Genomic DNA, 1860 nt, shown 5'->3' with positions numbered 1-1860 from the left:
TAATTATTCTAATTTATATATTGCTTATTTCTTTTTTTTAATTTAATTATTGAAATATACATTAATGTAACATTCTTAAATGTAACAAAAAATATTCTTTCAGCGTATGTGTGATTCTCTATTGCGTTTTAAAACAATGGTTTAATATCTTGTTGTATTGGTTTTATCGTGGTGATTAATTTTGTTTGTTATGTGCTTGTTGTTTTTTGATTTATAAAATACACAAGCAAAGGGGAGAGGTTCTTTTTGCTGTCACTAAATAAAAATAACCGCAGTATAGTGGTATGAAATAGTGGCAATGCAATGACGATATATTTAAACATCAAACTTATATCGTTAAATAATATTGAGAGAAAACGATGTCTTCTAAATTCACAAAACTATCATTATCTGTCGCATTTGCTATTGCAAATGTTGCTGCCATTGGTGCTGCTAATGCTCACGGCTGGGCTGAATTCCCAAGTGCTCGTCAAAACACGTGCTACAACGATGGCGGTTATTGGTCAAATGCAATCCCGAATGCAGCATGTAAAGCTTCATACGATAAATCTGGTGTTGAGGCTTTCATTCAACGTAACGAAGTTGCGTCATTGAATCCTAATTACAATGATATCAATACTGTTAAAGCGAACATTAAAGATGGTCAACTATGTGCTGCAGGTATGCCTGGTAAAACGGGTCTAGATGTACCACATAAAGATTGGCAAAAAACGGAAATCGTTCTTGATGCAAATGGTGAGTTCGATTTTGTATGGACGGCAACAGCACCACATAACCCATCTTTCTGGGAATTTTACCTAACCAAACCAGGTCACGATTTTACCCAGCCTTTAAACTGGGATGATCTAGAATTAGTTCATACGGTAGGTAATGTGATGCCAAATGCTGGTTCGCCTTACAAAACGTACAATTTTAAAGTGAAGCTACCAACTGATCGCTCTGGCGATGCAATTCTTTATACACGTTGGCAGCGTATTGACCCTGTGGGTGAAGGCTTCTACAACTGTAGTGATATCACCATTAAGCAATCAGGTAATGGCGGTGAAGTAACACCTCCACCAGTTGTTGATGGTGATATGAACGCAATCCCAGGTTACTTTGTACCTGCGGGTTACCAAACACCAGCTGTAGGTGACATTGTACGTTTCCGTCTAATGGCACCAGTAACAGGTGCGGAAGTGTTTGATCATCGTTTAGAGATCACTGCTGCTAATCAGGCTACATGGGTAGAAACACTAGCAACTGAACTAAATGCATTAGATTCAGAAAAACTATTCGTAGGTGTTTGGAACCAAGCCGCAGCTCAATATGAGTTTTATGCGTCAAATATTCATGCAAACCAAGTTTGGGTGTCTGAGAAAGATTACGCGTTTGCTGTAAGTACAATTAAAGCGTTAGAGCCAATTCCACCTCAACCACCAGTTGATCCTGAAGAGCCAGAAACAGAATTACCTGAAGGTAGCTGGAGCAAAACGGCTGTTTACAATGCTGGCGATGTGGTAACTCACCTGAGTAAAACATGGAAAGCGGGTTGGTGGACACAAGGTGAAGAGCCAAGTAAAGCTGAAGTGTGGAAGCAAGTACTAGCTGAAGGTGAAACACCAGAAGTAGGCGGTTGGTCTGCAACTAATGTTTACTATGAAAACGACGTAGTGACTCACAACGGCGATAGCTGGAAAGCAGGTTGGTACACGAAAGGTGAAGAGCCTGGAACAACAGGTGAATGGGGCGTATGGCGTAAGCTGTAATCACTTCTATCTTTAGCCTAAATAAAGCCTGTGGAAACTGAAGTGACCCCCAATAGTTGGACACCAATTATTGGGGGTCTTTTATGTCCAAATATAGTCGAGAGTTAAAATG

Annotated in this window: 1 protein-coding gene; it reads left to right on the top strand. The window is 39.7% G+C overall.

The window, feature by feature from the left end; genetic code table 11:
* Positions 1-359: 359 nt before the first annotated feature.
* The gene (locus E5A76_RS05420; RefSeq protein ID WP_161118328.1) at positions 360-1748 is read left to right on the top strand and encodes a lytic polysaccharide monooxygenase; all 1389 of its coding nucleotides are present in this window, start codon (positions 360-362) and stop codon (positions 1746-1748) included.
* Positions 1749-1860 lie beyond the last annotated feature (112 nt).

Origin of the sequence: Photobacterium lucens (assembly GCF_009873615.1) — a bacterium.
Classification (GTDB): Bacteria; Pseudomonadota; Gammaproteobacteria; order Enterobacterales; family Vibrionaceae; genus Photobacterium; species Photobacterium lucens.
Note: the sequence above shows the minus strand (reverse complement) of the source record. Positions and strands in the feature narration are given on the sequence as shown.